Origin of the sequence: Paenibacillus sp. UMB4589-SE434 (assembly GCF_030226685.1) — a bacterium.
Lineage (GTDB): Bacteria > Bacillota > Bacilli > Paenibacillales > Paenibacillaceae > Paenibacillus_B.
Genome location: NZ_JASOYK010000006.1, coordinates 196798 through 221186, shown reverse-complemented (window position 1 = coordinate 221186; position 24389 = coordinate 196798). Strand labels below are relative to the sequence as shown.

The 24389-nt window shown below is 46.9% G+C and carries 24 protein-coding genes; 8 read left to right on the top strand and 16 right to left on the bottom strand.

Translation table 11 applies throughout. The features are described from left to right. The first annotated feature begins 143 nt into the window (after window positions 1-143). The 5 genes from QP775_RS19715 to QP775_RS19695 all read left to right on the top strand — a co-directional run bounded on the left by QP775_RS19715 (window position 144) and on the right by QP775_RS19695 (window position 6415). Window positions 144-764: an MptD family putative ECF transporter S component gene (locus QP775_RS19715; RefSeq protein ID WP_239332035.1), complete on the top strand. Its 621-nt coding sequence runs from the start codon at window positions 144-146 to the stop codon at window positions 762-764. Beyond that, the gene (locus QP775_RS19710; protein ID WP_285108580.1) at window positions 761-1444 is read left to right on the top strand and encodes an energy-coupling factor transporter transmembrane component T family protein; all 684 of its coding nucleotides are present in this window, start codon (window positions 761-763) and stop codon (window positions 1442-1444) included. The genes QP775_RS19715 and QP775_RS19710 overlap by 4 nt, the downstream gene beginning before the upstream one ends. Continuing rightward, the gene (locus QP775_RS19705; RefSeq protein ID WP_285108579.1) at window positions 1441-2877 is read left to right on the top strand and encodes an ABC transporter ATP-binding protein; all 1437 of its coding nucleotides are present in this window, start codon (window positions 1441-1443) and stop codon (window positions 2875-2877) included. The genes QP775_RS19710 and QP775_RS19705 overlap by 4 nt, the downstream gene beginning before the upstream one ends. 95 nt (window positions 2878-2972) lie before the next feature. Beyond that, window positions 2973-4676, top strand: a complete 1704-nt coding sequence (locus QP775_RS19700) for an ABC transporter ATP-binding protein (RefSeq protein ID WP_483312033.1) — start codon at window positions 2973-2975, stop codon at window positions 4674-4676. After that, window positions 4676-6415, top strand: a complete 1740-nt coding sequence (locus QP775_RS19695) for an ABC transporter ATP-binding protein (protein WP_285108575.1) — start codon at window positions 4676-4678, stop codon at window positions 6413-6415. Before QP775_RS19700 ends, QP775_RS19695 begins: the two co-directional genes overlap by 1 nt. Window positions 6416-6612: 197 nt before the next feature. On the opposite strand, the gene QP775_RS19690 is transcribed toward QP775_RS19695, so the two are convergent. The 10 genes from QP775_RS19690 to QP775_RS19645 form a co-directional block, all read right to left on the bottom strand. Then, window positions 6613-6981: an arsenate reductase family protein gene (locus QP775_RS19690; protein ID WP_285108573.1), complete on the bottom strand. Its 369-nt coding sequence runs from the start codon at window positions 6979-6981 to the stop codon at window positions 6613-6615. Beyond that, window positions 6978-7985, bottom strand: coding sequence for an RluA family pseudouridine synthase (locus QP775_RS19685; RefSeq protein ID WP_285108571.1), 1008 nt, complete (start codon window positions 7983-7985; stop codon window positions 6978-6980). The genes QP775_RS19690 and QP775_RS19685 overlap by 4 nt, the downstream gene beginning before the upstream one ends. Further along, window positions 7978-8568: a cob(I)yrinic acid a,c-diamide adenosyltransferase gene (locus tag QP775_RS19680; protein WP_285108569.1), complete on the bottom strand. Its 591-nt coding sequence runs from the start codon at window positions 8566-8568 to the stop codon at window positions 7978-7980. The genes QP775_RS19685 and QP775_RS19680 overlap by 8 nt, the downstream gene beginning before the upstream one ends. Before the next feature lie 28 nt (window positions 8569-8596). Continuing rightward, complete coding sequence (locus tag QP775_RS19675) at window positions 8597-9169, bottom strand: adenosylcobinamide-phosphate guanylyltransferase (protein WP_285108567.1); 573 nt, start codon at window positions 9167-9169, stop codon at window positions 8597-8599. Window positions 9170-9207: 38 nt separating this feature from the next. Further along, window positions 9208-9771 (bottom strand): hypothetical protein, encoded by a 564-nt coding sequence (locus QP775_RS19670; protein WP_239332062.1) that lies wholly within the window; start codon window positions 9769-9771, stop codon window positions 9208-9210. Between the two features lie 110 nt (window positions 9772-9881). Continuing rightward, a complete protein-coding gene (locus tag QP775_RS19665) occupies window positions 9882-10142 on the bottom strand; it encodes an aspartyl-phosphate phosphatase Spo0E family protein (RefSeq protein WP_239332064.1) in 261 nt (86 codons plus the stop codon). A gap of 148 nt (window positions 10143-10290) precedes the next feature. Next, a complete protein-coding gene (locus QP775_RS19660) occupies window positions 10291-11499 on the bottom strand; it encodes an aminotransferase class I/II-fold pyridoxal phosphate-dependent enzyme (RefSeq protein ID WP_275444759.1) in 1209 nt (402 codons plus the stop codon). A gap of 11 nt (window positions 11500-11510) precedes the next feature. Then, window positions 11511-12011, bottom strand: a complete 501-nt coding sequence (locus QP775_RS19655) for an Lrp/AsnC family transcriptional regulator (RefSeq protein WP_239332066.1) — start codon at window positions 12009-12011, stop codon at window positions 11511-11513. A gap of 176 nt (window positions 12012-12187) precedes the next feature. Next, window positions 12188-12583, bottom strand: coding sequence for a spore coat protein (locus QP775_RS19650; protein ID WP_239332068.1), 396 nt, complete (start codon window positions 12581-12583; stop codon window positions 12188-12190). Between the two features lie 28 nt (window positions 12584-12611). Then, window positions 12612-12863: a hypothetical protein gene (locus QP775_RS19645; protein WP_239332070.1), complete on the bottom strand. Its 252-nt coding sequence runs from the start codon at window positions 12861-12863 to the stop codon at window positions 12612-12614. A 127-nt stretch (window positions 12864-12990) separates the two neighbouring features. Between QP775_RS19645 and QP775_RS19640 the strand changes: the two genes are divergently transcribed. After that, window positions 12991-14229, top strand: a complete 1239-nt coding sequence (locus QP775_RS19640; RefSeq protein ID WP_285108561.1) for an NAD(P)/FAD-dependent oxidoreductase — start codon at window positions 12991-12993, stop codon at window positions 14227-14229. Between the two features lie 47 nt (window positions 14230-14276). Here QP775_RS19640 and QP775_RS19635 read toward each other — a convergent pair whose 3' ends face one another. The 4 genes from QP775_RS19635 to QP775_RS19620 form a co-directional block, all read right to left on the bottom strand. Beyond that, window positions 14277-15470, bottom strand: coding sequence for an MFS transporter (locus tag QP775_RS19635; RefSeq protein ID WP_285108559.1), 1194 nt, complete (start codon window positions 15468-15470; stop codon window positions 14277-14279). A gap of 105 nt (window positions 15471-15575) precedes the next feature. Continuing rightward, window positions 15576-16148: a hypothetical protein gene (locus tag QP775_RS19630; RefSeq protein ID WP_285108557.1), complete on the bottom strand. Its 573-nt coding sequence runs from the start codon at window positions 16146-16148 to the stop codon at window positions 15576-15578. Window positions 16149-16302: 154 nt separating this feature from the next. After that, window positions 16303-16722, bottom strand: coding sequence for a DUF350 domain-containing protein (locus tag QP775_RS19625; RefSeq protein WP_239332078.1), 420 nt, complete (start codon window positions 16720-16722; stop codon window positions 16303-16305). A gap of 28 nt (window positions 16723-16750) precedes the next feature. Further along, window positions 16751-19108 carry an endonuclease MutS2 gene (locus tag QP775_RS19620; RefSeq protein ID WP_285108556.1) on the bottom strand — a complete coding sequence of 786 codons (2358 nt, stop codon included), beginning with the start codon at window positions 19106-19108 and terminating at the stop codon, window positions 16751-16753. A 156-nt stretch (window positions 19109-19264) separates the two neighbouring features. Here QP775_RS19620 and QP775_RS19615 point away from each other — a divergent pair, with 156 nt between their 5' ends. Together QP775_RS19615 and QP775_RS19610 are read left to right on the top strand one after the other, a co-directional pair. Next, on the top strand, window positions 19265-19627 hold the full coding sequence (locus QP775_RS19615; protein ID WP_239332082.1) for a phage holin family protein: 363 nt from the start codon (window positions 19265-19267) through the stop codon (window positions 19625-19627). Between the two features lie 238 nt (window positions 19628-19865). Beyond that, the gene (locus QP775_RS19610) at window positions 19866-20243 is read left to right on the top strand and encodes a cupredoxin domain-containing protein (RefSeq protein WP_239332084.1); all 378 of its coding nucleotides are present in this window, start codon (window positions 19866-19868) and stop codon (window positions 20241-20243) included. Between the two features lie 47 nt (window positions 20244-20290). Here QP775_RS19610 and QP775_RS19605 read toward each other — a convergent pair whose 3' ends face one another. Together QP775_RS19605 and zapA are read right to left on the bottom strand one after the other, a co-directional pair. Next, entirely contained in the window at window positions 20291-20908 is a 618-nt protein-coding gene (locus QP775_RS19605) for a CvpA family protein (protein ID WP_239332086.1), read from the bottom strand. 13 nt (window positions 20909-20921) lie between these two features. Next, window positions 20922-24314, bottom strand: coding sequence for a cell division protein ZapA (zapA, locus tag QP775_RS19600; protein WP_285108555.1), 3393 nt, complete (start codon window positions 24312-24314; stop codon window positions 20922-20924). Between the last annotated feature and the right edge of the window lie 75 nt (window positions 24315-24389).

The following is a 24389-nucleotide window of genomic DNA, read 5'->3' as shown; positions in this document are numbered from 1 at the left end:
CGATCAGACGAAATTATGCCCCTAACGGACGAATAAGTTCCAATTCTGTTGACCTTAAGAGCCAGCGGACTATATGATGCTGACTAACTATATAATATATTAGCTTGATGCTGATTCCGCAAGCTAATCAGGAGGCATTGTCCATGCAAACCGAGACCGTTGTCCTGAGAAACAGCTGGAAAATGAGAGATTTTATTACTCTTGCTATATTTAATGTTGTCATGATTCTTATTTTTACGATTGGTTTTATGTTTACTTCCATACTTCTGACTCCAGCGGGATCGTACATTGCAGGTACAGGGTTAATTGCTCTGGTGAATGGCCCCATTTACATGGTTATGTCTAATAAAATTGACAGGCGAGGCATATTGTTCTTTACGTCATTAATAACAGGCGTATACTTCATCGCATTCGGTTATGCCTATTTCTTACTTACCCTTGCCATCGTAGGCGTGCTAGGCGAGCTTGCCATGTGGGGCACTCATACCTATCGTAATCCTGTTCGCAATGCGATAGGCTACAGTATTTATAATGTTGGCTTTTCCTTCTGCGGTGTAATGCCGATCCTGTTTTTTAAAGAGCAATATGAAGCTACACTCAGCCAAAGCATGTCTCCAGAACAGGTTGCGCAAAACTTGTATTATTACGGGACACCTTCTATGGTCATCCTCATGTCTGCATTTTCGCTTGTGGGCGCTGTTGTCGGCTGTGCGCTCGGAAATCGACTGCTGCATAAGCACGTTAAAAAGGCCAAACTGGTATGAAATCTCTAGATGCCAGAACTCATCTCCTCGTACTCTTATGTGCGAGCCTTCTGTCCGTCCTAGTTAGCCAGCCTGTTCAAACTGATCTCTTAGCTTCACTTTGTCTTGTATATATGCTCTTTAATCACCTGCCTCGTAAAGCCCTTCAGTATGGCTTGATCTATATCACATTGAAGGTAGTATATTACGTGCTTATAACCTATAATTTGGGAACTTTTGTTATTATTGTGTATACCTTTGTAAAATTGATGCCGATGGCGATGATTGGGGTCACCCTGATCTCGATGTCTCCAAGCGCACTTATGTGTGCTTACGCCAAAATGCGTGTGCCAAACGCTGTAATTTTTATGCTGTGCATATTACTTCGTTTCTTCCCTGTCCTGCAAATTGAAATTCGCGCTATTCGAGACGGTATTCGGGCAAGAGGCATCTTTCCTCGCTGGTACAGTGCTGCAGCACAGCCAGCTATAGCCTATGAATGCTTTTTTATGCCACTTATCGTTCGTTGTCTGAAGCTGTCAGCGGAACTGGCTTCTTCTGCGGAGCTTCGGGGCATCGAGAGTGGCTGCATGAGGACTTCTATTCATCCTGTAGGGATAAAAGTGGCTGACGGACTGACAGTCGGCATATATGTCTTGCTCGGAGCCAGCATTTATTGGGTGGGAGGCTTCGGTACATGATTCAATTCGATAATGTCTCCTTTCGGTATGGCCATGAAGATCAAATGTCCAAAGGCGAGCGCGGCGTAGAGCATATTAGCTTCTCCGTAAAACCAGGCCAGTGCCTAGTATTATGCGGCCGTTCAGGCTGCGGCAAAAGTACGATACTCCGACTAGTGAACGGTCTTGCGCCAAGCTTTTTTAGCGGAAGTCTCAGCGGCACTATTAGAGTCAGCGGCCAAAGCCCCTCCGACCTGCTGCCCGAAGCGCGTACAAGGCTGATGGGTGTTGTATTTCAGGACCCACGCAGCCAATTTTTTATGGATAATGTGCGTGATGAGCTGGCCTTTTCTGCTGAGAATCTTGGCATTGCGCCACATGAGATTATGATACGAATAAACAAGCAGGCTGCAGAGCTTGGTATTTCTCATTTACTTGACCGTTCTTTAAATCAGCTGTCCAGTGGACAGAAACAGCTTGTCGCCATAACTGCTGCTTCTGTGCTGTCCCCACCCCTGCTTATTCTGGATGAACCGACAGCAAATCTTGATCATAACGCCACGCAGGCACTGCTCGACGCCCTGATTAAGCTCAAGCAGGCCGGCACTACTCTTGTCATCAGTGAGCATCGGCTCCATGCGCTAATCCCTGTTGCTGATACATTTGTCTATATGGAAGAGGGCAGGATCTCGGATTCATGGACCAAAGATGTATTTTTACAACTTACTTATTCAGACATAAGATCATATGGTTTGCGACACCCGGATATGAGCACAGCAATAACTTCTGCGCACGCCGAAACAGCTGCTGCTGTAGAGCCTGCATTAGAGGGACGAAAACTTGCTTTTCATTACAGACGGAATGGCGACGGCATACATAACTTGAACATAACGCTGCCTAAAGGCAGCGTTACCGCACTCACAGGTGAAAATGGAGCGGGCAAAACGACGCTCTGCAAAATACTGTGTGGCCTGCTCCGCCAACGTGGTGGAACTGTACTGAGCAGAGGAATTCCGTTATCCACAAACCAACGCCGCGCTTCTAGCTATTTGGTCATGCAGGATGCGGATTATCAACTCTACGCCGACAGTGTAGGCAATGAAATCATGCTCGGCAGACAGATGAACGAACAACTGCGAGAGAGAGCCTACGCTGCGCTGGACGCCTTTGGCCTACGTCAGCTGCAGGAAAGACACCCGGCCTCACTATCTGGCGGTGAAAAGCAGCGTGTCACAATGGCAGCTGCTTATTGCTCAGATGCGGAGCTGATCGTGTTAGACGAGCCGACGAGTGGACTGGATGGCGACGGTGTCCTCAAAGTAGCCCTATGGGCGAGGCAGCTTGCGGAGGCTGGGAAAACCGTCATTATGATTACGCATGACCTTATTCTAGCAGAGCTGGCATGCGACCAAGTCATTGAGTTGAGCAAACAAAAAAGGAGTGAGAAACTTTGAAAAAAAAGGGCATCTCACGGCTATTGGAGCTTGCCGGTGAGAAAAAAGCGCTCCTTATATGGTCGGGAATACTGTCTACAGTCAGTGTATTTTTAATGCTGTTACCCTATTTATCGGTATATTACGTGATGGCTGAGCTGTTAGCGCACGCCTCATCCATCTCGTCTGTGGATGGTTCATATGTGATTACATGGGCCATATGGGGAGGTGTTGGCGTGGCAGCGGGATACTTCTTTATGTATGTAGGAGGAATGTGCTCGCACATTGCGGCGTTTCGTATCCTATATGGCATCCGGATAAAGCTCGCAGAGCACATTGGCAGACTGCCTTTAGGCTACCTGAATAAAAATGCCACTGGCAAGATCAAAAAAATAGTTGAGCTGGACGTTGAAAGAATAGAACTATTTATTGCTCACCAACTGCCGGATCTCATCAATACGGCTGTTATGCTCATCGTCATGATTGTGACGATGTTTTACTTGGATACTTGGTTTGCACTCGCCTGCGTCATTCCAATGATCATTGGATTTATATCACAATTCTCTATGATGGCTGGCAGCAAAGCAAAGGAGGGTTTGAAGGAATATTTCGACGCGCTTGAAAATATTAACACCTCTTCTATACAATATGTACGTGGTATGCCCTCTATCAAAATTTTCGGACAAACCGTCCATTCGTTCCGCAGGTTTTATGAGGATATGATCCAGTATCGGGATTTCAGCTTGAAATTTGTCGACAATTTCCAGACGGGCTACGTTACGTTTAAAACAATTATCCTTTCATTATCCACTTTTATTTTACCTATCGGTTTATTTTTCTTGAGCGGCGAGCCAAACAACATGGCCTTTGCAGTCACTTTGTTATTTTTCCTTGTGCTGACACCTGGTATTACTGCCCCCATTTTTAAGCTGAACAGCTTTGCGTCTGCCCTCAACATGATTTCAGAGGGAGTAAAGCGCATCGATGAGATGCTGGATGAAAGAACATTGGAAGAACCCGCTTCTAGTCAGAAACCTTCCTCCTACGAGGTCCAGTTTCATAATGTCTCCTTTTCCTATGGCGGTAAACAGGGCACCGAAGTGTTAAAGAGTATTTCCTTTACAGCGTCCCAAGGGGAAATTACCGCTTTGGTTGGCCCCTCCGGCTCTGGCAAATCTACGATTGCCCAGCTTATCCCTAGATTCTGGGATGTGCAGAAAGGCAGTATCAAAATTGGTGGGATTGATATCCGCGATATGGGTATGAGCGATTTGATGGACACGATGTCTTTCGTATTTCAAGACACGTTCCTCTTTTCAGATACGTTATATAACAACATTCTGGTTGGTAGACCAACTGCAACTGATGAAGAGGTGTTTGCTGCGGCAAGAGCAGCACAGTGCCATGAATTTATTAACCATCTGCCTCATGGCTACGATACTCCTATTGGAGAAGGCGGAGTCTATTTATCGGGTGGCGAGGAGCAGCGTGTATCTGTTGCCAGAGCCATTCTAAAAAATTCACCCATCCTGGTACTGGACGAGGCTACTGCTTATGCCGATCCGGAAAATGAATATCACATGCAGCTCGCGCTGCGAGAACTGATTAAAGGCAAAACCGTGCTAATTATTGCCCATCGTCTCACGACGATCTGTGAAGCGAATCAGATTCTCGTGCTCAAGGAAGGTACCCTTAACGATGCAGGCACTCATTCAGAGCTGTTGTCCCACGGGGGTTTATACAAGAAAATGTGGGATGCTTATACGTCTTCCGTAGACTGGCAGATCAATCTTGTACAGGAAAAGGAGGCGCTTGTGTAATGCTGAGCAAATTGCGTAATATTACGGCCGGACATCCAGAGAAGATGATCAAACCAATCTTGTGGTCCATATTGTCCAGTCTGATCCATATGCTTCCGTTTGGCTGCATGGCATTCGTTGTCGGAACGATCTATGTCTATTACGCCGAGAAGCAGACAACGCTTAATATGCAGCATTTGTGGCTTGCATGGGGTGGAATGGCTGTTTGCTTTATCCTGTTGTTTGTATGTGAACGGATCTCCTATCGTTCCATTTATCGCGGTGCCTACGAAGCCTCTGCAGAGGGGCGCACGAATTTGGCCGAGCACATACGCAAGCTGCCGATTGGTTTCTTGATGCGCAAAGACCCTGGCGAGCTTGGGCATACCATGATGAATGACTTCACCCAGATCGAGAATGCAGCAACGAATACGTTACCCCAGCTTGTAAGTGGCATTATTATTCCGATACTTGGATTTGTCGGACTGTTATTTATTGATTGGCGCATGTCTGTGGCCATGATTGCAGGCTTCCCGATTTCGCTGCTCATTCTCTCTGCTGTATCCCGTTTGGAACGCAAACTTGGCAACAGCCATTCAAAAGCTAAAATTGTGCAAGCAAACTGTTTGCAGGAATATTTATTTGGCATGAAAATAATTAAAGCATACAATCTACGCGGCGAGAACTTTAAAAGATTAGAGCAATCTTTTTATCATTACATGAAAGAAAGCATCAAGCTGGAGGGTGCGCTTGGACCTTTCTTTTTAGTAGCCATGGCATTTATCCAAACTGGAATGGCTTTAATTACAATTGTAGGTGCCTACCTCATACTAGGTGGGGAGCTGACTGTTCCCTTATTTGGTGTGTTTCTGTTAGTGGGCACCCATGTGTTTGACCCGCTCACCGTCGCGATCATGCGCTTGCCGGCGTTTAAATATGACGCTATGGCAGGTGAACGCATCGTGAACCTGCTTCAACAGCAAGTGATGACAGGAGACAACCCAGCACCAAGCCATCATGACATCCGCTTTGAAAATGTAACGTTCGGTTATGACAAGAGCATCGTGTTGGATCAAGTGTCTGCTGAGATGAAAGAAGGTACGCTGACCGCAATCGTCGGTCCTTCGGGTAGTGGAAAAAGCACGATGCTGCGCTTGATCGCAAGGTTCTATGACCCGCTGCAAGGCAAGGTGCTGATAGGCGGCAGTGATGAACGTGAAATAGATCCAGAAAAGCTGATTAAAAAGATCTCTATGGTATTTCAGGATGTATACCTGTTCCAAGATACGATCCGCAGCAATATCCGTTATGGCAAGGAAGATGCAACACAAGCCGAGATCGAAGCGGCAGCAAAGGAAGCCTGCTGCCATGATTTTATTATGAAGCTGCCGCAGGGGTATGACACGATGGTGGGCGAAGGCGGTTCTACCCTTTCAGGCGGGGAAAAGCAGCGTATTTCTATCGCGCGTGCGATTCTGAAAGATGCACCTGTTGTTTTGCTGGATGAAGCCACATCATCACTTGATCCAGAAAACGAGGTGGAGATGCAAAAAGCAATTGCCCGCCTAGTTAAAGGTCGTACTGTCATCATGATTGCTCATCGACTGAAAACGGTGGTACGCGCTGATTCTATCATTGTCCTTGATCGAGGTAAGGTGGTAGAACAAGGACGTCATGATGAGCTTCTTCAGCATGATGGACTTTACGCTAAGTTGTGGACACTACAGAACAAAATGAGCGGTTGGAAGATTACCGCCTAACTGTACTGCTCTTCGGGTATACATCCGAGTTTTTGACGGTCACTTGCCCTGGATACGGCCTTCGTTATTTGACCAGAGGCTTCCATTTATAGTTGATGTGGTTGTAATTCACAGACAAAAAAACATCCTATTTTATCTGATCTCTGGCACCTAACCTGCCTGTTCAGATAAAAAGGATGTTTTTGCATGGGCTTAAATTACAAGACAGGAGCTCCCCAAACCTGCTCATACATGTCTTCACGGAATCCTACCGTCACACGTTCACCATCGGTAACAACAGGACGCTTGATCAAGCGTCCATTAGACGCTAGCAGTTCGATCTGCTCCTGTTCCGACATAGAAGGCAGCTTGTCCTTGAGTGACAACGCTTTGTACACCTCGCCGGAAGTATTAAACCACTTCTTCAGCTCCAATCCACTGTCCGCAATTAGCTTACGGAGCTGCTCTGCCGTTGGCGGCTCCTCAAAGACTGGGATCAGCTCTAATTCAATGTTTTTTGCTTGCAGCCATTTCACTGCGTTGCGACATGTACCGCATTTAGCATATTGATACACCGTTACTTTCATTCTGTATAGGTCCCCTTTCGTTTGTTCAAAGTATCCTCCAACTGCGCTAGTTCAGCAGGCAGCGGTGCAGTAAAGACAACACGCTCTCCTGACATCGGATGATCAAAGGACAAATAAGCCGCGTGCAGCGCATGTCTTGTCATAGGGATCGACAAAATTGAGTCCGGATTATAAAATTTATCACCGATAAGCGGGCAGCCCAGATGCTGCATATGTACCCTTATCTGATGCGTTCGACCTGTCTCTAGCTCGCATTCGACCTTGGCGGCTATTCCACCATAGATATTAACTACAGCATAATGGGTAATGGAATCATACCCTGTTGGCGTAACTATTCTCATATGCGGTTCATCAGCGTCTCGATCGATAGGTGCATTTACCGTGCCCCGCGCTGGTTGAGGAACACCTTCAGTAAAAGCGATGTATCGCTTAACCATTTGATTTCTTTTCATTTGTTCGGACAGCTGTTGATGGGCAAATGCATGCTTGGCAACGACAAGCACACCTGAAGTTTCCTGGTCCAGGCGATGGACAGGACGAAAACGGGTATGCTCTCCTCGACTCCTCCAATAATGGACGACCCCATTCGCCAGCGTACCTGATGAATATCCCTTCGTCGGGTGTACGACGATGCCTGCTGGCTTATGCACAACTAAAATATCATCGTCTTCGAATATAACCTCAATCGGAATCGGCTCCGGTTCAATCGTGTCCAGCTGTGGTTCTGCAATACGAATACGTACGATGTCGCCTGGCTCTAGCGGCTTGTGACTGTATGTCCGCGCGTCATTAACCGTAATGGCATGCTCCAGCTTCTTTAAGCGGGTAATAAGCCGCCTCGACATATGCAGCCGTGACAATAGTACCGTACGAAGCAAGATGCCTGCTTCATCTTCTTTAACCGTATAAATAAGCTCTGCCGCTTCCCATATCGGCTGCTCGCCGCTTATATTGCTGCTGATCGAAGGCTCCGTTTGGATCGGAGATGCTATGTTATCAGTCATGCTGTTCCTTCACTTTACGACCAAATACGTTAGCGCTGCGTGTGTATTCAACATCGTTAACTAAAGCAATTACATTTGCTCTTCTTGCCACTGCAAAGAAATAATCTGACAGTCGATTCACATAATGCCGAGCTTGATCATGGATGGACTCCTCATGTGCCAGCTTCACGATATGCCGCTCTGCACGTCGGCACACCGTACGGCATACATGCAATGCTGCTGCAGCCGGGCTACCGCCAGGCAGTATAAAACGCTGCAAGGGCGGATTCACCTGCTCATGCTCATCGATCCATTGTTCCAAGCGCGCAACCATGTCCGCAGTTACTTTATATACAGCCTTGCCCTGTTTGTCCTCCGCAAAAGCCAGATCCGAACCGCAATCAAACAACTCGTGCTGAATTTCCAAAAGCTGCTCACGCAGCAAGTCATAACTACCCTCTGAACAGCATGCGATTGCAGAACCGACAAACGCATTCAACTCGTCCAACTGTCCATAGGCCTCTACGCGCAAGTGATCTTTAGGCACACGTCCACCTTTTAACGATGTCATGCCTTCATCGCCTGTTCTCGTATATAGGTTCATCTGCAAAAACGCCTCCTGTTAGCCATGTTCATAGTCCACGAAATTGTATTGCCTTTACATCAACTGCCATACCTGCTGTCATGACAAACCACTGATGACACTTTAACCCAACTGACCTATTAAATGCCCCCAACTGTTCGTGATATACACGCTCGTTAGTACTCATAAATGGTGTCAGTTCAGCAGGCTCTGCACTAATAATAAATATGTTGCCTTGATATGAAAAGAGCGCTCGCTCCAACTGCTTACGATACTCTTCAAGCCCATGTCTGTACATTTCACCTGTGATCAGGCTATCTGCGAGCAATTCATGATGGCACGCTGCAAAATATCCTGCTATGCTGTCCACGACTAGTACACGCCGATCTGCCCTAAATATGTTGGCCTCACAGTTAATACGATCCAGTACAGCAGGTAAAAGTTTGCCTTTTGCTCCTAGTACATCAATTACTTTCCACCTGAATGAATCTGTCCCCTCCATTGCAGGAATATCATTCAGGCCAGCCACAACAAAGAGGCCTTCACGGCCAAATGACGACGCGTAACGGAGCATAAAGGACGTCTTGCCGCTGCCGACATGGCCTGTTACGCCGATAATCACCGTTCATTCCTCCTGTCCAGCCTCTATATAAGATATGATTACTTTTCTCCGAGAAGCATCTTCATCACTTGTACCGACTGTTCTACGTTCGGGGTGTTGACAGGGATTGCTGCGTACAAGTACGGTTCGATAACACCATATTTCTTCATTAACGGCATCTTTGTAATTGGAATAGCAAACAGATGCTGCTCCGTAACATATTCGCTTTTACCTTTCTCTTTGCCAGGGACTTCTATTTGACCGTCCATCACGCCTTCAGGGAACTTAACCGGATCAAAATAGGTATCCAACGGAATATGACCGCCATTCTTCGTCACATTTTTTAAATCTTTTATAGGAATAATCGCGATAGAATTCGTCTCCGCCGCATATTGAAGCAGCAGCATCTGTAAATTATACATGGCTGGCGTTGTTACTGTTAATGTGAACTTCCCTGCTAATTGCTTATTCAAATCATCTTCAATGGCCTGGGTAATCGCAGAAGGAACTGTCGATTCGTTCATCATAAAGATTCGAAACCCATCACTTTTCCCACCGCATCCGCTTACAAGCAGCAGTAAAACAAGCCCGATTGACATCCATCCCCATTTTCTTTTATACATGGTGCTACTCCCTTCACTCGTATCCATAATCATGCTCTGTTGTCTCTCTCATGATACCATAAAGCGACACAGCAAAAAAAGAAGACCCTTAGGGCCTCCTCTGTGAGTCGTCACTTCTTGACGTGTGACTTCATATATTCGTTAATCTTCACATCCAGCATACTGCTGATTTCAATGACATTGTCTGCGGTAAAGGACTGCTCCTCTTGAAACATTTGTTCCATTTGCTTGCGGAGCATACGGATTTCTAGCTCTAGAGCAAGCAGCTTGGACGAAACGTCTCTTGTTTTGCCCGACCATTTTGGATGATTAAGGTCTTCCCTGAACAAATGACGCTTATAAGTTGTCAATGTAAAGTCCGAACAAAACAAGCCACTTCCCCCTTCCGCTGCTGGATAATGAACCCCCTACTGCCGCCCAAACATTCCATTTCATGGGACAAGCACGACGAGACATGTTATATTATACCAGAACATTTTGAGGAAAACTAGCGCTTTTTATTGCTAAATTTGAATGATTTCACATTTCCTGTTTGATTTTTGTCACAAGTTTTCCCATTCGCTCGATTGCTTCTGTCAACTGCGCGACAGATGTCGCATAAGAGCAGCGGATAAAGCCTTCCCCGCCTCGACCGAATACATCTCCAGGCACAGCCGCAACTTTTGCCTCATAAAGGAGACGTTCAGCAAACTGTTCAGAGGTTAAGCCTGTCGATTGAATGGATGGAAACGCATAAAATGCACCTTGAGGTTCATGGCATTCTAGTCCAATCTCCCTGAATCCTTTGACAACTAGTCTACGACGCATATTATAGGATTCTACCATATGATCTTTCTCGTCCTTGCCATTCTTTAACGCTTCGAGTGCAGCCACCTGCCCCATAATCGGCGCGCACATCACCGTATATTGATGGATCTTTAGCATGGCCGAGATCAGGTCAGGATGAGCACAAGCGTATCCCATCCGCCAGCCTGTCATCGCAAATGCTTTGGAAAATCCACTAACAAGCACAGTCCGGTCCTTCATCCCTGGCAACGAAGCAAAGCTGACATGCTTCTGATCATACGTTAACTCGGCGTAGATCTCATCCGAGATGACGATAAGATCGTTCTCTTCCACGATCTTGGCAATTGGCAGCCAATCTTCGTACGTCATTATGCCGCCCGTTGGATTGCTCGGATAACACAGGACAAGAAGCTTGGACTTTGGTGTTATAGCCGCCTGCAGCGCCTCAGGTGTCAGCTTGAATTCGTCCTTCGCAAAAGTCTCGATGCCTACCGGTATACCACCGCCGATCGAAATGATAGGCGAATAGGAGATATAACAAGGCTCCGGAACCAGAATCTCGTCACCTTGACATACAAGTGCACGCAGCGCAAGGTCGATAGCCTCGGAACCACCGACGGTTACAAGAATCTCCTTATCTGGGTCATATGTTACCTGGAAAGAATCATCTAAGTATTGTCCGATTGCTTCCCGGAGCTCAGGCATACCTGCATTAGAAGTATACTTTGTCTTGCCCCGCTCCAATGAATATACGCAGGCTTCACGCACGTGCCATGGCGTGCAAAAGTCAGGTTCGCCAACCCCAAGCGTAATAATATCTTTACTGCCGTTCACCAGATCAAAAAACTTGCGGATACCCGAAGGTTTAATTGAACGAACCAACGGGTTCAAATAATCACCCATATTACGTGATGACTTGGAAGTTATCGTATCATTTATCATGTCACATCACCTCATGGGGATATTACAAGCCGTTGATCGTCCTCACGTTCCTCGAAGATGATACCGTCTTGCTTGTATTTCTTTAAAATAAAATGGGTTTTCGTAGATAAAACAGACTTAATCGGCGAGAGCTTATCTGATACAAAGTTAGCTACCTCGCGTAAGTTCTTTCCTTCAACTTCAACCAACAGGTCGTAAGCGCCTGACATTAAATATACAGACTTTACTTGCGGGAACAAATAAATACGCTCGGCAATACCTTCAAACCCGCGCTCACGCTCAGGCGTAATCTGAACCTCAATCAATGCTGTTACTTTGTCTTCGTCTACTTTGCTCCAATTTACAACAGTCGCATACTTCACGATTACATGATCTGCTTCCATTTCGTTAATGGCTGTCTGTACTGCGCTTTCTTCTACTCCAAGCATAGTAGCGAGAAGATCAGGCGTACGACGTGCGTCTTCTTTAAGAAGCTTCAAAATATTTAAGCTCAGTTCACTTAGTTCCTTCATACCCAATATCCTCCCGCGATCGCGCTTCTTACGAACCGATCGATTGTCATGATATTCAAATATGATACACCCAATGCAACTATATGCCAAGAAGCAACCAGGCAATAAATAAAAAAGAACCCGCCAAAAGGCGAGTTCTTCCTATATTGCTTATGCTACCAGCTCATTGGGGTACCTTACATATAAACAGATGGTGGCTGCTGATGCTGCCCCGCTTGCCCTTGGACAAGATGCTGCGGCACGGTATGATGCGCCGATTGACCAAGCTTCTGCTGTATAAATTGCTGCAGCTTCTGTTGGGACTGTTGACTCTGCTGCAGTTGTTTCTGTACTTCCTGACGCAGTGCAGGGGATGAAGTGCTGTACATGTTCAACTGACTCATCAAGTTATACAGTTCACCTTGCAGCTTTAACGTACTGTTTGTCAGATCCGTAAACATCTGACGAACTGCCGGGCAATTTGATTCTGTCGTTGCGGTAGTATATTCCCCTACCGTACGCTTTAAATCAGCAAGAATCGTATACAATAGATCTTCTTCAGCCATAAACGATGAAGATGGATTCGAGTACATTTGGTAAATCTCCTTTCTGCGATTAAAACTAGGATTGAGACGATGTGGGTTGTGTCGGTGCAAGCTGCACGTGCTGCTGAATCGTGTTTAACAATATACCCATGTGCTGCTCGTGAACGTGAATCATGTGTGTCAGTGCTTGGGCAACCGCAGGATTGGACGTACTCGCTGCTGTTGCTGCGCTCTGTTTCATAAGCAGATCTTCATTGGATATGCAGTCGACAATATATTCTAACTCTTTGCCCGTTAAGGGTTTCATCTGTGAACCGTAATGCTGCATCTTGGCATCTCCTTCTGTAAAAAGGTCATAGAACCATATTTGCGCTATCCTGTGCCTACTACAAGCTTACCTGTATGTATTATGGACAGTTCAGCAGGGAAATATGTATTCGAAAGGAGAGATCTGGATGGATTTAAAGTCTGGACATATAGCCTGGACACATTCATTGGAGCAAGTCAGTACCTACCCGACGCTTACTGAAAATGCTGCCTGTGATGTGGTCATTATCGGGGCTGGCATTAGCGGTGCTTTGACAGCTTACGAACTAAGTAAAGCGGGACTGCGGGTTATCGTAGTCGATAAAAGACGCGCCGGGCATGGAAGCACTTGCGCCAGCACTGGCTTATTGCAGTTTTCTAATGATAAGACACTGACTTCCTGCATCCATACCTTCGGTCGTGAAAGTGGCACACGTTTCTACACCTTATGTAAAGAAGCGGTAGAGAAGCTGCTTCGGATAAAGGACGAGTTAATTATGGACCCCGAGCTTATTCCTCGCCAAAGTTTGTATTATGCCAGTGAAGAAGCGGATGTCCCCTCATTGAAAGAAGAATACGAGCAGTTGTCTTTATGCGGATTTGATGTGTTGTGGCTGGAAGCCCCTCAGATTAAAGCCAGATACGGTTTTAGCAAGCCCGCTGCCATCTTATCTAGTGGTGATGCAGAAGTAAATCCGTTTCGCTTCGTACATGCTCTGCTTGATACAGCTGTCTCTCGCTATCAAGTACAGATCTATGAAGAGACAAGGATTGTGCACCATGACTGGCACGTGAATGGCGTTAGGCTAATGTCTGACAAAAGGGCAGCTATAGAGGCGAGTTACGCAATATTTGCAACCGGCTATGAGACACAGGAAATGAAAGCTGACCGAAATACGGTCACTGAGAGTACATACGCCCTTGTAACAGAACCTATTCCCAACATCGATGAGATATGGCCAGACCGATGCTTAATATGGGAAACGGCACGGCCTTATTTGTACATGCGTACAACAGTGGATAATCGAATCGTGGCGGGTGGGCTTGATGTTGCAACTTCCATCCCAGAGGAAAGGGATCGACTGCTTAAGCATAAGACATATCTACTCGAGCAAGAGATCGAAAAGCTTTTTCCTACTCTAGCACCGATTCGTACCCAGTATGCTTGGGCAGCGGCTTTCTGCTCTACCCATGACGGCTATCCTATGATTGGACCGCATCCCCAATACCCACGCTGTTTTTTTATTGAAGGATATGGGGGAAATGGCATTGCCTATTCAACGATTGCCGCTAATATTATTCATCTGCTAATTGAACAAGGAGATCATCCAGACGCCCATCTATTCAGCTTGACTCGTTCTCCCCATCCGGCTCCACCTGTCAGTTAACACCACAAAAGCCGTTATCCGGCTTGCTTGGCGGATAACGGCTTTTGTTATTTTTGCTGCCGCACTAATTTACGCATCATCAACGCACTTATTACTGGCATACAGCCAATAATCGCCAGAAATACAACTATGGTCTGGATACTTGTAGACCAGGACATAATTATAATAAAGGCAACAATGGATACCATCCGACCTGCAAGTAATCCAAATTCGCGTAAAACGGTTAATTCCACCCGGTTATTAACGGCTTGTTCCGACTGCCCCATCAGGTCAAAAGTAACGGATGTCATTGGAATAATGAACAACGGTGATGTCAGCGCCATGCCAATCCCAAATGCTAGCAAAGAATGATAATCAACCCTTACAAACAAAGGTATAATCGCAAGCGCCATCGCAACTGCACCCACTATCATTCCATTGGCTCGATAATTCCATTTTAACCACCGACCTACCGCATAATAAGACAGCAGGGCAGCAATTGAGGAAATTAAGGTGTAGGTTCCTAGCTTCAATTCATTGGTTGTCGCTACAAAAACAAGCAAGCTAATCAGAAAGCTATAGGCACCGTCTCGCAGCCCTTGAGCCGCCAAAGCCCTACATGTAGTATGCCAAGGACTTGAACGGTTTTGCCACAGCTTTAACGGGATACTCCAAACATAGGCTTGACCCAGCGGTCTCTTTTTCAGCCAAAAGCTAAGGACAACACCACAAGTGAAGATGACCAATGAAGCCGTGAACATAAACGTGTAGCCCGTTTCCCCAAAGCTTGCAATTAGCAAGCCGGCTAGCCATGGTGCAACCATTGTCGATGCCGAGCCGATGAGCCCGACCCAGCCATTGAATCTGTCACGATTATCCGCGTCTGTCACTTCAAAGTACACCACATTAAAGGCAAGCCAGAAGGCTCCCATGGCAGCTCCTAGCAGCAATCCAAGCAGCCAGATCCAATGAACGGCCTGTTTGCCAAGAAGTAATACAACAGCATAAAACACCCCAGCAAGAATGATACCTAACCGCAAACAATTCATTTTATTATACTCTTTGACCCATTTGCCACCGAACATAAAAATAGCGCCCAAGGACAGCTGCTGTACAAGAGCAAACCATCCAATGAGCGCATAATCGGGCTTCAATTTCCATAGAAACACGTTTACAAACGTTCCTGAACAGGCATTGGCACAAGCAAACAAACCATATACGATTAGCAGCAACCTAGACTGCGTATCCCATTTCGCTTGCACGAGATGACCCCCTCGCTCTTCAGCTCGTTAAGCATTTCCTGCTTAATCTTCCCCGAAGCGCACTTCGTCATCAGCCTGTCTAAAATTTACTAACAGCGATCCTGCTTAGTTGTCGTTTTCGCTTAACCGATTGACTTGCGTGATAAGCGATTCCCGCTCACCTATGCTAAGTGATTTGGATACGTGGAAGCAAGATGCACATACATACACGTCCAGCGTAAAAGGCGCTTGCAGCAGCGGCTTGTCCAATGCGGCAGGGCGGTTCGGTTGGAATGCGGAAGCCGCAACAGTTTCTTGACCTGCAAGCAGCATATACTCGCGGCAGTGCGGACACTCAGGAACTTCCAGTTGATCGTGCAAGACTCGACCAACACCTTCTTCGAATTGTAATTGATTGGGTGAGCTTAACAGCATACTGTCATCTCCCCAGCCGATGGTATCGTCAGATCCCTGCGCCGATTGAGCAGCGTTGGCGTGACCTTTTCCACCTTTTTTAGTCCCTTTAACCTGCATCGATTCGATGCCTTCTTCTTCATCCTCTTCTGCCTCAAGCGGTACACTAAGCGTGCGGTACTCTTGTAATTCATTGTGGCAATAAGGACATTCTTCCTCTGGTCCAAGCACTTCATCCCATACGATTTCGGTATCACACCAAGGGCAAATTACATCTGCAGACATTTTGTTTACCAGCCTTCCCTATCCTACATATTCATCCAATAGTACACTCCAACAATTAAAAACAAAGCGGCCAATGCAAATAAAGTTCCCCATAAGTACTTCATTTGAGCTGTCCTCCGACCCCGTTAATATACAGCTTAACAGCTGTCATTCCTTATTTCAGGCTTGCGCCGATAATATACGACAGCGAGATCGATAAGATCATTGCCAACAAGCCTACAGCACGGTTATCGCGCTGAATCTCCTGATCCAGCTTAAAGTTCGGCATTAGAAAACCTACCAAAAAGTAAGCTGCCAGCAGCAGTATAAAACCCAGAACAGCCCACTGAAGCGAAGCGTACAAAGAATCATGGGCTTCTACGCCAAATCGGAATATGTTGCATATACCGAATATTTTACCGCCAGTTGCCATCGCAACACTGACGTTGCCTTTCTTGATTTCCTCCCAGCACTTATAAGGGGTAACCAATTCAAATATCGACAACAGGACCACAAGCGCTACACTTGCAACCGAAAAATAAGCGAGCATCTCAAAATACGGATTGCTCAACCATCGTTCAATCCACTGTTCCACTTTGTTCCTCCCATGACGGCTTTGCCTGTTACTTCATCTCCGCAACGGTAATGCCAGCTCCGCCCTCGCCATAATTGCCAAGCCGGAAGCTCTTGACGTGTTTATGCTTGCGTAAAAACTCCTGAATACCAGAACGTAATACACCTGTTCCTTTACCATGAATAATATAGACTTGTCCTAAATTGCTGAGCAGCGCTTCATCCAGAAAACGGTCAACTTCCATAATCGCTTCTTCAAGATTAGCACCCCGCAAATCCAACTCAGAGCGAACATTGTCATCGCGTGTACGTGTCACGCTTGGGCCCGCTTTTTGCTTCTTCGTTGCTTCCTGCTTCGCAGCAGAGACAAGCTCCAGGTCGTCTTTGCTGACTTTCATTTTCATTATACCAAGTTGTACGACCGCATCGCTGCCAGTCATCTCAACGACGTGACCCTTCTGATTCAGGCTGTATACCATCACTTCATCACCGGGTTCAATCTGGCGTATTGTCTTAGACTTCGTTCCTTGGGCATTCAGTTTCTTGGCAGGAGCAGCCTCATCTAATCGCTTGCGCGCTTCAGTAAGCTGATGATCCTTGACTTTAACACCATCCAGAGCCAGTATCCTTAGCTCAGTAATGATATCGTCTGCTTCTCTGCGAGCCTTGTCCACGATAGATCTTGCATCCTCTTCCGCACGATCGATACGCTTCTGCTTGTCAGCTTGCAGCTTGGCATGCTCCTCTTCCAGCGTTTGACGCAAAATTTCATAATCTTGCCGCAGTTTCTCTGCTGATTCACGCTCCGCTTCCGCAGTCACACGATTCTGCTCTAAAGAAGCAATCATATTTTCTACGCGCATATCCTCTTCCGTCACTTCACCACGCGCATGCTCAATAATAGAACCCGGCAGCCCAAGACGCTCGGCGATGGCAAAAGCGTTGCTTCGCCCTGGTACACCTATCAGCAAGCGATACGTAGGTCGCAATGTCTGTACATCGAATTCCATACTTGCATTGATAACACCAGAACGATCATAGGCATAAGCCTTAAGCTCGGAGTAGTGCGTTGTAGCAACCATTCGGCAACCGGTCCGATGGATATGCTCCAAAATTGCAATCGCAAGCGCTGACCCCTCAGCTGGATCGGTCCCCGCACCCACCTCATCAAGCAGTACAAGGCTTTTAGGCGTCATTTCATGTAGAATCCGAATAATATTGGTCAGGTGGCTGGAAAATGTACTTAAGCTTTGTTCTATGCTCTGCTCATCACCTATATCCGCATAAATAGCGTCAAATACGCAAAGCTCGCTGCCCTCATTGGCAGGCACAAACAAGCCGGACATCGCCATCAAGCTTAACAGTCCGATCGTCTTAAGAGATACGGTCTTACCGCCCGTATTTGGACCCGTTACAATAATCGTTGAATAATCGCTGCCTATCTCAACATCCGTAGGGACCACAATATCTCTTGAAATAAGCGGATGACGACCTTTCTTCAGCTTCAAATACCCTTGATCATTCATCATTGGTAGAGTGGCTTTCATCTCATGTGCATATCTGGCCTTGGCAAACATAAAATCCAGATCCCCGACCAAATCGGTATCATATAAAAGCATGTCTGTCTGTTCACCGACCAAATCGGTTAATCGGGACAAAATACGTTCAACTTCCCGCTCCTCACGAAGCTTAGTCTCACGAAGCTTGTTATTCATCGCTACAATGGACTCTGGCTCGATAAACAACGTTGCACCAGAGCTGGACTGGTCATGAACAATACCGCCAAAATGTGCACGATACTCTTGCTTAACGGGAATGACATACCGATCATTTCGAATCGTAACAAGCTGCTCCTGCAGCATCTTAGCTGTGCTTTGCGAACGGACAAGCGACTCAAGCTTCTCACGAATTCGTGTTTCCCCAATACGGAGTTCACGACGAATTGTAGCCAGTTCAAAGCTCGCCTGATCCATCACTTCTCCCTGATCATCAATGCATTGGCGAATCTCATCCTCAAGTGATTTCTGATCGCTGAATTGCTCTACCAAGGTGCTCAGCAAAGGCACAGGATTATCCTCATTAACAGAGCTGATGTAACGACTTAACCGTCTGCCAGCATGGATAAGCGATGAGATGTCCCACAACTCCATTGGATTAAGCATTGCACTAATACGCGCACGTTTTAAGGCTGGACGTATATCCGTAACTCCGGCAAATGGTGCTGCACCCTTTAACCGATCAACCGTGTAGGCCTCGTCAGTGGCCTGCAATCGGTTCTTCACCTCATCCAGCTTAGAGCTTGGCTGGAGGGCTAATGACGCCTGTTCCCCAAGTTCAGTAGCCGCATGACGTACCAGACCACTTAATATTTTGTTATATTCTAAAGTCTGAAATATTTTAACGTTCAAACGAAGTCACGACTCCTCTCGTTGAAATCATTATAGCCTAAGCTCTGAAGAGTGGCTATTATTGTCGAAACATGGAATTAATGAACTTCCCGCATCAGGATACACTAATTGTTGCACAAACTGCACCCTTTATAAACGAACAAGGAGGTAAAAATGATGAGTTTTCTCGGTCATGTTGTCCGTTTTATCGTAGCAGCCATCGTATTAATGGTTACGGCTTGGCTTGTCCCCGCCTTTACAGTAGGCGGTTTCTGGAGCGCATTAATCCTGGCTTTAGTCATCGCGTTGTTCGGATGGATTGTAGAGGGCATCTTCGGCAAACGCGTAACACCATTTGGCCGCGGTATCGTTGGCTTTATAGCTAGCGCCGTTGTCATCTATGTCGCCCAGTTCTTTGTCAGCGGCGTGTCCGTATCCATCATCGGTGCTTTGCTGGCAGCGTTGGTCGTCGGATTAATCGACTTGTTTATTCCGGTTGCCACTCCGTTTGAAGCCGGCCGCAGTTCAGATCGAGCATAAAGATTCGGTTTGTTGCTCACACGATTTATCGTAAATGGAATTGATAAAGGGTCAGCTATCTATTCATAACGCAAAACATAGCTGCAGCGTCCCAAAAGTCACATAACCGTCACATCTTACTTCGGTAAAACGACAGGAATTGCATATTGCGTTGCGTATAGTTATCTTCATGACACTTACCAGTGTTCAAAATACACACGTAATAACGCGTCGTGAACTACGAGGAGGATTTACAGTTATGAAACGACCTATTGCACTCGCTGCGGCTATGCTTGCGCTTGCATACGTTATGGTTGCATGCGGCAGCAATCAACAAGGGAGCGCAGGACAAGGATCTGGCGAACCTGCATCTGCGGCTAAAGAGATCATCATTAAAGCTACTAATTATAAATTCGACCAACCCGAGTATCGTGTGAAGGCGGGTGAGACCGTTAAATTCGTACTTGAATCTTCCGGCAATCACGGTATCCGAATTCAAGATATTGGTCTTGAATTAACTCCGAATCAGACCAGCCAAGTGGTTACTCCTGCGGAAACAGGCACCTACGAGTTCAAATGTACGATTATGTGCGGACCAGGCCACAAAGAAATGACAGCCAAACTCATTGTCGAATAACCAACTCATGTTCCAGTTACCCAGATGCAAGGGCCACAACATATGAACTACATCCACTGGGCCCATCGAATAGCTTGTGCAATAAATGAAGGGACCCATTCTCCTGTCTTATCCATCCATACCGAATGCCGTACCCAATCCTGCAGTGCGCCTGACGGCCAAGCTCTTAATAACACGTAAGCAATACACCAAAAACAAACAAATTGAACAATGCCAAGCAATGCCCCCATCACCCGATCGAATGTACGGATCGGCTTTACTGAAGACATCTTTTTTAGTGCGTATTTGAGCAGCCATAACCCAGCCAGTACAAACAAAAACAACATGCAAAATGAAATCACTGCATGAATGAGCTGATCCCAAGGCTGATTCAGCTCTGGTGGAGTCAGCGTAGTCGTATCTGCCTGACTTATGCTGCGTTCAGACTTAAATAGCCGTTTGCGAACCCACGGCACAAAGTATGTATAACTTCTAGCTGCGATGACAAACGCAACAACATAACCAAAGAGCGAAAGAGCTTGCGCACGCAAGCCTCTTATCGCTCCGATTATGATGCTCACTATACATGCTGAAACAATTATCCAATCCAATGTGTTCCATGTGTGCAGCAAAGCTGTGAACCATGTCCACGTTTCCATCCATTTGTCCTGTATCGTAGCTATCATCAATGAAGCCTTCCTAACTGCCGTGTTCGATAAGCTCCAGCCATTCGTTAAATTCGGATTGAAGCTTGCCATATTCCTCTTTTAGCCTATTGTATTCTTCCTCTACCTGCTGCGCCTTTGTGTGCTCCATCTCACGCTCAAGCTGCGACAATCGGAACTGATGTGACATCATCTCGAATTGTTCTTGGATCATCATGATCTCATCCGAACTTGCATTCGGCGCTGACATAGTAGTCGATGCGGCTGCTTCGTCCAATGCTTGACGCAACTCTACCAATTCCTGACGGAGACGTCGTTCTTCAGCTAGAAGCTGTTCATTCGTCTGCTCTGCATCTGCGATAACAGAAAGATTACGTGCCAATTCTTGCTCTATCGTTTGTTTTTCCAACAACCATGCATTCTGGCGCTTTTCCCATTGCTCATGAAGGTCTGATTGGATTTGTTGTGACTGGAACGACTGCTCATCCACACTTGTCATGAGCCCCTTAATTCTACCTTCATACTCTTCCTGAAACGCTCGTACACGTATTTCCGCCTGTTTGTTGGCTTCCAATACTTTTATTTCAGCAGCAGCCTGTACAGCCTTTACTTGCTGTTCCGCCTCTTCTCCTGCCAGCTTCAACAACTCGTTTGTCTCTTCCTGCAGTGACTCGTATTGCTTATTACGCTCAATCTCCATCTCATTCAACTGCTTCTCAATCTCTTCCTGAACCGCTTTAATCTGAAGGCTTGCTTCTTCTTTAGCTTCATATACACGATTATTCGCATCTTCTAGCGCATCCTGCAACTGCTGAACGCGCTGTTCAGCATCTTTCAGCGCTTCACCCACACGTCGATTCGCCTCGGTCTCAATCGCTGCTATGCGCTCAAGCGCCTGCTCTTGCTCAGCTTGAAGTCGTTCATCCGATTCTGCTTGCAACTCTGCAAGCTGTATGAGAGCTGCTTCATCTGCTGCCCGAACCTGCTCACGAGCTGTCAGGGTAGCAGCCTCAAGCTGCTCCTCTGCTAATAGCTGTGCTGCTAGAAGCTGAGCATTCAGGGATTGTTCGATAGAATGAATCCGCTCGTTTGCTGCTGCTTCCGCCGCCAGCACCCGCTGCTTGGCAGTTTCCTCTGATGCTGTAACCAACTCGTCCATCATCGCTTCTGTCGATTGAACGCGTTCATTAGCTTCCAGCTCAATTGACTTGATTCGTGCTTCAAGTGACGCTTCTGCATTCTGCGTGCGCTCTTCAGCCATGGCTTCGGCAGCTGCAACTCGAGTATCAGCAAGCTCCAGCGCTACCTGGATACGATCATTAGCAGCAGCCTCAGCTGCCTGAATACGTTCATGTGCGGCAGCTTCCACAGCTTGGATTCGTTCATTTGCCTCAACCTCAGCAGCCTTAAGCCGCTCAACTGCATCAGCCTCCACCATTTGAAGCAGTTCACCTGCATCCGCTTCAGCAGCCTGAGCACGCTTGTCCGCCTCACGCAGCACGTCTTGAACCCGTTCGTTAGCCTCAGCTTCAACTTGTTGCAAACGTTGATTAAGCTCATATCGAAGCGCTTCTAGCTCCTGCTCATGAGTCGCTTGCCAATCTTGTTTGAGGGATTCGGCTTGCTCCGCTACAGCGATCGCATGTGCTTCACGTTCAGACTGCAAAATCGCAGCCAACTCCTCATCATGCCCAACCTGCCACTGCTGCTTTAACGTCTTAGCCTGCTCTTCCAGCGCAATCGCATGTGCTTCACGCTCCGATTGCAATATGGCGTCAGACTCCAGCTGCGCTAGTTCCAGTTCTTCTTTGGCTTGCGCCTCCACCGCGTGAAGCAGTTCTAACTTCTGCTTAAGCTCAGCAAGCTGCTTGCGAGCCTGCCGCTCCTCTTGCTGCAGAGCATCGCACTGTTCCTCCAATTGCTTCTTGTCCGACTTTGTCTCTTCTTGCTCACTCGTCAACTGATTACACTGTTCTTCCAACTCTTGGATAAGCGCTTCATACGTCACACGATCTTGCTTTGACTGATCCACTGCTTCTATTTGTAAGTTCAAGCTATCCTGTAATTGTTGCACAGCTGCCAGATGCTGCTCTGCTTCTGCAAGTGCTTCATCTCGAGCACGCATGAGCCGTTCCATCTCAACTTGACGAGCACGATCCAACTCCTCAGCTCTTCCTAGATGGCCTTCAAGCTGGCGAATGCGGCTATCCTTTTGCTTGGACTGCTCTTCCCAGCCTACGCGCAGACGCTCTTCGTGGGCATCACGTGTCATCTTTAGCGTCTCGATAGCTTCCTCGTGCAGCGCGGACATCGTCACCATATCCTCCTGATGACGAGCTTCCATTGTTGCTGTCCGTTCTTCTAACTGTTTATTCAGATCCACTACGACACCTTGATGCTGTGTTTCCAATTCAGCAATTCGCGCAGATTTAAGGGTGAGTTCTTGCTGTAACTTATCTTGCACTTCCTTCATTGCAGCACTATGCTTGTCCTGCAACTGCTTGACGATGCTTTGATGCTGTTCACGCGCTTGCTTAAGCCCCGTATCATGCTTTATAGTCGTTTGTTTCATCGCCTCGACATGTTTAGCCTCTGCTTGCTTTAGGGCCTCAGCCAACTTAGCTTCGCCTTGTTTCGTTAACTCAGCTTGCTTGAATTCCGCCTGCTTGATCGCCGCAGCGTACTTTGCTTCCGACTGCTTCAAATCTGTCTCTAACTTCAAAGAAGCTGTCTTCACAGCAGCATCATGCTCACTCCGCAGCTTTTGCAAGGCCTGCTTGTGATCTTCGGTCATCGCCTGAACACGAGCATGAAGTTCCTGCTCGTGATCGTTCTTCTGCTTCTCCACTTGCTCATTTAAACGAACCAGCTTCAGCTCACTATCCTGAAGACGACGCTTCAAATCCTGCTCGCGCCCTGTGCACGCCTGAACGCGGCGCTCAGCATCCTTCACTTGCTCTTTCAGCTTCGAAACTTGCACATCTACAGCTTTCTTTGCTTCTTTTTCCAGCTGCAGCGCGGCTATTGACCGCTGCTCAGATTCACCAAGACGCTGTAACTCCTTTTGGCTTGCTTCGCGCTCCTGCTTCAGCTTTTCCTCATGACTAGCGGTCAGGGCCTGAAGCTGAGACTCCAAGCTTTGCCTAGAAACTACTGCTTCTTGCTTCTCTCTTTCGATCACTTGAATCTCATTAGCAAGACGTACCTGCTCATCCTTAATACGCTGTACCTGCTCAGCGATATGAACTGCAGACAAAACCGCAATTCGTGGGATATCAAGTCGTGGATTCCCTTCCGCTATCGTTCTCATATGCTCATCCACAATAGCAGCGATATTACGCATATATTCCTTACTGGTTGTGCCTACAATCTTATATTGTGTTCCATATATTTCAACAGTGACCCGGTGCTTGTCTGGTGAGGTCATTATACTCGTCCTCCTTCTTACTGTGAACGACAGCCGCATCCTTCGTGCTATCGGCGGCAGACCGCATGGTTATAA

Bases quoted from the DNA above. Each gene is read 5' to 3' on its own strand.
- QP775_RS19715 (WP_239332035.1), top strand. From the start codon at position 144: ATGCAAACCGAGACCGTTGTCCTGAGAAACAGCTGGAAAATGAGAGAT.
- QP775_RS19710 (WP_285108580.1), top strand. From the start codon at position 761: ATGAAATCTCTAGATGCCAGAACTCATCTCCTCGTACTCTTATGTGCG.
- QP775_RS19705 (WP_285108579.1), top strand. From the start codon at position 1,441: ATGATTCAATTCGATAATGTCTCCTTTCGGTATGGCCATGAAGATCAA.
- QP775_RS19700 (WP_483312033.1), top strand. From the start codon at position 2,973: ATGCTGTTACCCTATTTATCGGTATATTACGTGATGGCTGAGCTGTTA.
- QP775_RS19695 (WP_285108575.1), top strand. From the start codon at position 4,676: ATGCTGAGCAAATTGCGTAATATTACGGCCGGACATCCAGAGAAGATG.
- QP775_RS19690 (WP_285108573.1), bottom strand. From the start codon at position 6,981: ATGAAAGTAACGGTGTATCAATATGCTAAATGCGGTACATGTCGCAAC.
- QP775_RS19685 (WP_285108571.1), bottom strand. From the start codon at position 7,985: ATGACTGATAACATAGCATCTCCGATCCAAACGGAGCCTTCGATCAGC.
- QP775_RS19680 (WP_285108569.1), bottom strand. From the start codon at position 8,568: ATGAACCTATATACGAGAACAGGCGATGAAGGCATGACATCGTTAAAA.
- QP775_RS19670 (WP_239332062.1), bottom strand. From the start codon at position 9,771: ATGTATAAAAGAAAATGGGGATGGATGTCAATCGGGCTTGTTTTACTG.
- QP775_RS19660 (WP_275444759.1), bottom strand. From the start codon at position 11,499: ATGATAAATGATACGATAACTTCCAAGTCATCACGTAATATGGGTGAT.
- QP775_RS19655 (WP_239332066.1), bottom strand. From the start codon at position 12,011: ATGAAGGAACTAAGTGAACTGAGCTTAAATATTTTGAAGCTTCTTAAA.
- QP775_RS19650 (WP_239332068.1), bottom strand. From the start codon at position 12,583: ATGTACTCGAATCCATCTTCATCGTTTATGGCTGAAGAAGATCTATTG.
- QP775_RS19645 (WP_239332070.1), bottom strand. From the start codon at position 12,863: ATGCAGCATTACGGTTCACAGATGAAACCCTTAACGGGCAAAGAGTTA.
- QP775_RS19640 (WP_285108561.1), top strand. From the start codon at position 12,991: ATGGATTTAAAGTCTGGACATATAGCCTGGACACATTCATTGGAGCAA.
- QP775_RS19630 (WP_285108557.1), bottom strand. From the start codon at position 16,148: ATGTCTGCAGATGTAATTTGCCCTTGGTGTGATACCGAAATCGTATGG.
- QP775_RS19615 (WP_239332082.1), top strand. From the start codon at position 19,265: ATGAGTTTTCTCGGTCATGTTGTCCGTTTTATCGTAGCAGCCATCGTA.
- QP775_RS19610 (WP_239332084.1), top strand. From the start codon at position 19,866: ATGAAACGACCTATTGCACTCGCTGCGGCTATGCTTGCGCTTGCATAC.
- QP775_RS19605 (WP_239332086.1), bottom strand. From the start codon at position 20,908: ATGATAGCTACGATACAGGACAAATGGATGGAAACGTGGACATGGTTC.
- zapA (WP_285108555.1), bottom strand. From the start codon at position 24,314: ATGACCTCACCAGACAAGCACCGGGTCACTGTTGAAATATATGGAACA.